Origin of the sequence: Synechococcus sp. 8F6, assembly GCF_002252665.1 — a bacterium.
Lineage (GTDB): Bacteria > Cyanobacteriota > Cyanobacteriia > PCC-6307 > Cyanobiaceae > Cyanobium_A.
In genome coordinates this window covers 1-6,532 of sequence record NZ_NQKZ01000035.1, presented here as the reverse complement: position 1 = coordinate 6,532, position 6,532 = coordinate 1, and the positions used below count along the sequence as shown (strand labels likewise).

Here is a 6,532-nt window from a genome sequence, read left to right as displayed (position 1 = left end):
AACCTCGCTGGCCCATGGAAAGCATGTAATCTTGGAGCCTTAGTATAATTCAAATTCGGTCGCTATCAAGCGGTCTTGCGATTTTTCAAGGTGCCCTACAAGCGAAGTGTCAAAATTGTTACTATTTAAGGTCTTTTTTGCTACATCTTGTTCTTGATGCCTGGCGCGTGGAGGCGCTGGTCGTTTAGCCGTGGAGAGACGAGCTGCAGCCACAACAAAACCCCCGGCAGGGCCGGGGGCTGATGGCAGGCCCAAAGGCCGTAAATCTCAGAAGCAGAAGGGCAGGAACTGGGTGCGGCAGGCGGCGTAGCCGTCCACCAACGCACCGAGGCCGATCTGATGCGCGATGCCAGAACCAGTGATGGCCTCAGTGACGATGCCGAGCACGATGCCGAGCATGGCGGCGCGGCCATTGAAAAGCTCAGCTCGCTTGAGCTGCTCCAGAAGGATCAGTTGCTCGGCGCGGTGCTCGAGCCATTGGTCGTTAGCGGGGGTGTTGGTCATGGGATTTTCAAGAATGAATCAGAAGCTGAAGCATCAGTCCGCGAGATCGGGCTGGAGCAAGGCACCCAAAACCCAGGCACCAAAAAGGACAACGCAGAGGGTGGCGATCATCGAGTCCTCGGGGTTAGGTCGGTGGGGCGACTGAGCACGTCAGTGGTCATGGGCTCAGCCCAGACCGAGCTGGCCGAGGATGCTCTGGCCGGTGAGCAGCTCGGTGCCCAGGCCGATCACGAAGCCGAGCATGGCCAAACGGCCATTCCAGGTCTCGGCGAAGGCGACAAAACCGAAGCGGGGGGTGGATCCAGCCATGACTGCTTCGATTTGTTTAGTAAACTGTAACACAATGTGACGGCTGCAGGCGGGGGCGCGGGGGATGTGCTGACTGCGACCTCGTTCGGATCAGTCAGCCCGATCGAAGGCCTTTACAGGGATGGCCAGCGGAGTCAGGGAGCCGGAGCGCTCAGCCCACTCCGATTCGAAGCTTGAGCTGGAGGTTTCCATGCCAGCGATCAGCTCTGGAGCCATGCCGGCATCAAAGGAAAAACGCCCCGGCCCGATCAGCAGCAGCGCCAGGCTGCCTCCCAGGTAGAGCACCACCAGCTCCAGCACGTAAATGTTCAGGCCGGCCGTCAGGATGTGCTGGTAAGCGGCGGTCGCCATCGTGCCGGTGAGGGCCAGGGCGCCCAGAGGGGTAAGCAGGCCCAGGATCACCAGCCAGCTGCCGATCAGCTCAGAGAATCCCGCCACGTAGGCAAAGAAGAGGGGGAAGGGCAGGTGCAGCGACGCCACATAGGTGTTGGCGAACTGCTGAGGGTCGGCGAGCTTCTCCTGGCCGTGATGAATCATCATCACGCCGATGCTCAGGCGCAGCAGCAGCAGGCCGACGGATGCCAGCAGTCCTGGCCTCTGCAGATAGGTCAGCACGGCTGGCTTCAGCGGCGCCAGGCCAGCCAGCACAGAGCCGCGGGGTGAAGACATGCTTTGGGTTGCCAGCCAGAGCGTGAAGCAGGCCCCCGCGAAGCCACCAAAAAGCTCCAGAAGAAGAGACGTGGACATGGTCAGAGGGCGTTTATGAAATCTTGGCAGGCTTAGTGAAGAAACGTGAAGCAAGCAAAGGTGGTCGCCCTGCCCAGTTGTTCCAGTCGCTTTCAAGCGCCTTCCTGGAGCACCTCGCTCGCGCTCACCGCGGCAGCGGTGCAAGATGTAACAACTCTGTTACAAAAGTCATGGTGTTGGGCGAGCTGTTCCTTGAGGCCCTGAGTTCTGGAGTCATCACCCAGCCGGAGATTGACTGGGTTCTCTCCGAGCAGAGCCGCTTCTCCAGGCCAGAACAGGCAGCCGTGCAAAGGCTGGGTCGACTTCTGGATCAAGGCGGGATTCAGTTGGGCTGCCGTCTTTCGCCCCAGCTCCTGCGCCACCGCCATGCCCAGGCAGCCTGAACAGAGCTGACGTCAGCAAGCAGCAGAAAAAGGTCGGCAATCATCACCTCAACAGGTAGGGCTGATCACACCGCCAACCGCGCTGTTGCCGTGAGGATGCAAGAAGCGATGGCTCTGGCGAGCAGAGCCCGGATGGTTCACACATGCGAGAAGCCCTGTTCACCGTCAGCCAACGGCCCGATGGCACCTTGATCGGCGAGAACGCCGCCCTTGGATTGGCCGTCTGCGCCATGGAGCGCGAAAGCCTGCAGGAAGAGGCCCGGGATGCCCTGATCCACGCGCTCGGCCCAGCCCATGTCAGCTACCGGGTGCGGTTGCAGCCCAGCGCTCGCCGCAGTGCTGCAGCGCTGCCGTCAGGGATCAGGCACTGAGGCCGGTGAACCTGCCGACTCAGAGTTGGATGGTCAGATGATTCCTGTTCGTTTTCTGATGCTCAGCCGCTTGATGCGCTCGGCCTGGACCGTTGGTGCCATTGCGATGGTGACCGCCTTACTGCTGGAGTGGGGCCTGGTCGTTGCCGATACAACCAGTGTGTCCTGATCACGGCGGCTGAGCTCTGACCTCAGCCCCTCAGCCGGTTGTGTCTTCGAATCACAAAGCGCCTGGCGGGCCTGTTGGATCAGGCAGTGCACAGCCCCAGCAGCATGCCCAACCGCCTCCAGCTCTGGAACACTGCATCAGGCGTTGCGGGGCAGGCTGACGATGAGAGGCTCGATCGTGCTGGCCGCCGATGATCCGGCCAACCTGGCTCGCTTTTATGGCGCCCTGCTGAACGCGCCCCCCCAACAAGGGTGGGGCGCGACCCACTGGCGCGTGCCCTGGCCGGCCGGTGGCTTCCTCGAGCTCTACGCACCCTCCCGCAGCCGGCCCCAACCCAGGCAGCCAGGGCGGATGGCGCTTTGCCTGCAACGGACCGTGGATGCTGGAGACCCCGCCGCCCTGCTCCAGGCCTGGATCCAGCAGGCCACCACGGAGGGGGGATCGTTACTGGAACCGGCGCGGCACGAACCCTTTGGGGTGGAAGCCTGGTTGCAGGATCCGGAGGGCAACCGCCTGCTGCTGCTGGTTCAGGCCTGAGCCGCGCGGCGGTAGCGGCGCAGCAGCGAGCAGTTCACGATCACCGACAGCGAACTCAGGGCCATCGCCGCACCAGCAATCATCGGGTTGAGCCAGCCCAGGGCCGCAATCGGCACGCCCAGGGAGTTGTAGATGAAAGCCCAGAACAGGTTCTGGCGGATCTTGTTCATCGTGGCCCGCGACAGACCAATGGCCGTCACCACATCGCGCAGGTCGTTGCCGAGCAGCAGCAGATCGCCCGCCTCCTTGGGCTGAGCATCACCACCTGGATCCGCCGCCGCTGCAGCAGCTCCACCGCCTGCCTCGCCTCCGGCCGCACGGTATCGGCCACCGCCAGCAGGCCCAGCACGGCCTCGCCCTGGCCCAGCAGCATCACGGTGTTGCCGGCGGTTTCCAGTTGTTGCACAGCGTGTTGCACAGTCCCAGGAAGCTGGGGCACAACGCGCCGCGCCAGGGCCCGGTTGCCCAGCCACAGGGCCTGGTCGCCCACCACTGCCTGCACGACTGCCTGCACCACTGCCTGCACACCTTCCCCCACCTGGGCCTGGAAATCCCGGGCAGGCAGCAGCGCCAGCCCCTCAGCGCTGGCGGCCTCCAGCAGGGCCGCCGCCAGGGGGTGCTCGGAGCAGTGTTCCAGCGAGGCCGCCAGCTGCAGCACCTGCTCGCGCGACTGCCCAGCCATCGGCACCACCTGGGTGAGCGCGGGCTTGCCCTGGGTGAGGGTGCCGGTTTTGTCGAACACCACGGTGGTGAGCCGCTCCACCCGCTCCAGCACCTCACCGCTGCGGATCAGGATGCCCAGCTCGGCGCCCTTGCCCACCCCCACCATCAGCGCCGCCGGCGTGGCGATGCCCAGGGCGCAGGGGCAGGAGATCACCAGCACGGCGATGAAGGCCAGCAGGCCACTGCTGAAGCTGCCGGCCAGGGTCCAGAGGGCAAAGGCCGCAAACGCCACGGCCACCACCGCCGGCACAAACCAGGCCGTCACCCGATCCGCCAGCCGCTGCACCGGCGCTGAGCTGGCCTGGGCCTCCTCGACGATGCGGATGATCTGGGCCAGGGCCGTCTCGGCCCCCACCCGCGTGGCCGTAAAGCGCAGCAGCCCGCGCCCATTGATCGTGCCGCCGATCAGCTCCGCTCCCGGCTGCTTGCTCACCGGTAGCGATTCGCCGGTGATCAGCGCCTCGTCCAGCGACGATTGCCCCTCCACAACAACCCCATCGGCAGGCACCTTCTCGCCGGGACGCACCAGCACCAGATCGCCCTGCAGCACGGCCTCGGCGGGCACGGTCATCTCCTGGCCCTCGCGGATCACGGTGGCGCTGGCGGGCTGCAGATCCAGCAGCCGCCGCACGGCCGCCGAGGAGCGCTGCTTGATGATCTCCTCCATGTATTTGCCCAGCAACACGAAGGCGATCACCACGGCCGACACCTCGAAGTAGACACCGCGCTCGTCGATGTCGACCGGCAGGAGCTGGGGCGCAAACACGACGACCACGCTGTAGAGGTAGGCCACGGAGGTGCCCAGCGCGATCAGCATGTCCATGTTCAGGGCGCGCCGCTGCAGGGCGGCCCAGGCCCCCACATAGAAGCTCCAGCCGCCGAACACCTGCACCGGTGTCGCCAGCAGGAACAACCACACACCCCAGGTGAGCCAGGGCAACTGGGCCACCGGCGCCATGTTCAGCAGGCTCACGCCAGCCGCCAAAGCCAGGAAGGCCCCGGCTCGAACGATTGCCAGGGCCAGCACGCCGCTGAGGGCAATGCCGACGCGCCGACGCATCCGACGCAGCTCCTGCTCGGGTGCCAGAAACGTTTGCCGGCAGCCCTGGATGCAGAGTAATAGGTGCGGCTGGCGCGCTGGGCCGAGAGGGCTGTGGCCGTAGGCACCACCATCCCGCAGATCGGATCCTTGGCCATCGGGCTGGACGGGGCCATGGCAGGTGGCTGGGGGCCGGACATGGTCACAACATCTCTGTCTGCACTGTGACCATGGATGCTGGGTCTGGCGTAGGGCGCTCCATGGACATCCCAATCCCCACAGGCACGGAGGTGCTGGAGCGCGAACGGCTCAGCCGCCGGCAAGGCTCCCAACTCACCACGACCAACCTGGTGGGCCGCTGGCGACTCCACCAGCTCTGGAGCAAAGCCCAGACCCAGCCCAACCCCACGACGGCCGCCCTGCTGCGAAGTCTGAAAGCCAGCCTCAGCATCGATGCAGGCGCCACGGCTGACGACGCGCTCACGGTGCGCAACAGCGTGCAGCTCGGCGCCCTGCAGCTGTGCTTCAGCGGCCACGGTCGACTGCGCGGTGCACGGCCGTTGCTGGAATTCTGGTTCACAGAGCTGGCGCTGAAGCTCGGCCGCCAGACCCTGTGGCGGCAAGCCATCACACACCAACCGGAGCCGCGCCGGCGCCCCTTCTTCGCCCTGATCGCCCGAACGGGCAACGCCGATTCGGGCTGGTTACTGGCCCGGGGCCGGGGTGGCGGCCTCGCCCTCTGGGTGCTCGACCCCCCGGTTTCAGGAAAGATGTCACCCCTCTGATCAGTACACCCGGGGGCTTGAGGACATGACCGATGCGTCGCTACAGCGAAGCCGTTAAAGCTGACGTGAGGAGACGGATGAGTCCGCCAATGCGGCAGTCCGTCGCCAGGATTTCAGAGGAGCTGGGCATCCACGTCGTCACCCTCTACAACTGGAGAAAGACCTGGCGGTTACAGGGAGAGGTGGTGCCGGCATCCGAGAAGGAACCAGAGGGCTGGAGCGCTACCGACAAATTCACGGTGGTGCTGGAGAGCGCTGGCCTGAATGCCACCGAACTCAGCGGCTACTGCCGGGAGCGGGGGCTGTTTCCTGAGCAGGTGGAGCGTTGGCGGCAGGCCGCCCAGGATGCCAACGCCAAGCCGGTGCTGACCATGGCCGAGCAGAAGGAGCTCGAGAAGCTCCGCGCCCAGGACCAGCGGGAGATCAAGGCTCTCAAGAAAGAGCTACAGCGCAAGGAGAAGGCCATGGCGGAGATGGCGGCCTTGCTGGTGCTGCGAAAAAAGTGGGAAGCCTTCTGTTCGGAGGACGCGGAAGGCTGACCAGTGCCGCGCACCGGCAGAAGGCGATCGAGCTGATCAGCGAGGCCAATGCCGCTGGCGCGGCTCTGGTGCCTGCCTGCTGCGAGATCGGAATCTCTCTGCGCACCCTCAAACGCTGGCGCAAGGCCTTTGGTGGTGATGGGGACGGCGTGGATCGCCGTAAAGGCAGTAACCGCCGGGTGGGTCACCGCCTGAGCGAGGAGGAACGACAGCGGATCCTGCTGACGTGTAATCAGCCGGAGTACGCCTCGCTGCCGCCGGGACAGATCGTGCCGGCGCTGGCCGATCAGGGCCTCTTTATCGGCTCTGAATCAAGCTTCTATCGGGTCCTGCACCAGGCAGGGCAGTGCCACCGCCGCGGGCGTGCACGGCTGCCGCAGGAACCGCGCTCGGTGCCGCGTCTCAGGGCGGATCGCCCCAACCAGG

At 65.1% G+C, this 6,532-nt stretch carries 12 protein-coding genes; 7 read left to right on the top strand and 5 right to left on the bottom strand.

All coding sequences use genetic code 11. The features are described from left to right. Window positions 1-267: 267 nt before the first annotated feature. From CJZ78_RS13095 to CJZ78_RS13085, 3 genes are all read right to left on the bottom strand, one after another. Entirely contained in the window at window positions 268-504 is a 237-nt protein-coding gene (locus CJZ78_RS13095) for a chlorophyll a/b-binding protein (RefSeq protein WP_094561749.1), read from the bottom strand. Between the two features lie 165 nt (window positions 505-669). Continuing rightward, a complete protein-coding gene (locus tag CJZ78_RS13090; protein WP_094561748.1) occupies window positions 670-813 on the bottom strand; it encodes a high light inducible protein in 144 nt (47 codons plus the stop codon). Window positions 814-903: 90 nt separating this feature from the next. After that, complete coding sequence (locus CJZ78_RS13085; RefSeq protein WP_094561747.1) at window positions 904-1,560, bottom strand: DoxX family protein; 657 nt, start codon at window positions 1,558-1,560, stop codon at window positions 904-906. 170 nt (window positions 1,561-1,730) lie between these two features. Between CJZ78_RS13085 and CJZ78_RS13080 the strand changes: the two genes are divergently transcribed. The 4 genes from CJZ78_RS13080 to CJZ78_RS13070 all read left to right on the top strand — a co-directional run bounded on the left by CJZ78_RS13080 (window position 1,731) and on the right by CJZ78_RS13070 (window position 3,020). Further along, complete coding sequence (locus CJZ78_RS13080; protein ID WP_094561746.1) at window positions 1,731-1,943, top strand: hypothetical protein; 213 nt, start codon at window positions 1,731-1,733, stop codon at window positions 1,941-1,943. Window positions 1,944-2,086: 143 nt separating this feature from the next. Then, window positions 2,087-2,314 (top strand): hypothetical protein, encoded by a 228-nt coding sequence (locus tag CJZ78_RS13075; RefSeq protein WP_094561745.1) that lies wholly within the window; start codon window positions 2,087-2,089, stop codon window positions 2,312-2,314. Window positions 2,315-2,351: 37 nt separating this feature from the next. Then, a complete protein-coding gene (locus CJZ78_RS14730) occupies window positions 2,352-2,483 on the top strand; it encodes a hypothetical protein (RefSeq protein ID WP_255001724.1) in 132 nt (43 codons plus the stop codon). 162 nt (window positions 2,484-2,645) lie between these two features. Continuing rightward, window positions 2,646-3,020, top strand: coding sequence for a VOC family protein (locus CJZ78_RS13070; protein ID WP_198953916.1), 375 nt, complete (start codon window positions 2,646-2,648; stop codon window positions 3,018-3,020). On the opposite strand, the gene CJZ78_RS14555 is transcribed toward CJZ78_RS13070, so the two are convergent. After that, window positions 3,011-3,220, bottom strand: coding sequence for a hypothetical protein (locus CJZ78_RS14555; RefSeq protein WP_233128801.1), 210 nt, complete (start codon window positions 3,218-3,220; stop codon window positions 3,011-3,013). The two genes, CJZ78_RS13070 and CJZ78_RS14555, sit on opposite strands and share 10 nt — an antisense overlap. After that, entirely contained in the window at window positions 3,217-4,803 is a 1,587-nt protein-coding gene (locus CJZ78_RS13065) for a heavy metal translocating P-type ATPase (protein WP_233128800.1), read from the bottom strand. Before CJZ78_RS13065 ends, CJZ78_RS14555 begins: the two co-directional genes overlap by 4 nt. Window positions 4,804-5,042: 239 nt before the next feature. On the opposite strand from CJZ78_RS13065, the gene CJZ78_RS13060 reads away from it, so the two are divergent. From CJZ78_RS13060 to CJZ78_RS14545, 3 genes are all read left to right on the top strand, one after another. After that, window positions 5,043-5,567, top strand: a complete 525-nt coding sequence (locus CJZ78_RS13060) for a hypothetical protein (RefSeq protein ID WP_094561744.1) — start codon at window positions 5,043-5,045, stop codon at window positions 5,565-5,567. A gap of 77 nt (window positions 5,568-5,644) precedes the next feature. Beyond that, complete coding sequence (locus tag CJZ78_RS14550) at window positions 5,645-6,106, top strand: helix-turn-helix domain-containing protein (RefSeq protein ID WP_233128799.1); 462 nt, start codon at window positions 5,645-5,647, stop codon at window positions 6,104-6,106. After that, window positions 6,070-6,532: helix-turn-helix domain-containing protein (locus CJZ78_RS14545; protein ID WP_143592952.1), on the top strand; the 463-nt coding region annotated here is incomplete at its 3' end. The genes CJZ78_RS14550 and CJZ78_RS14545, both read left to right, overlap by 37 nt.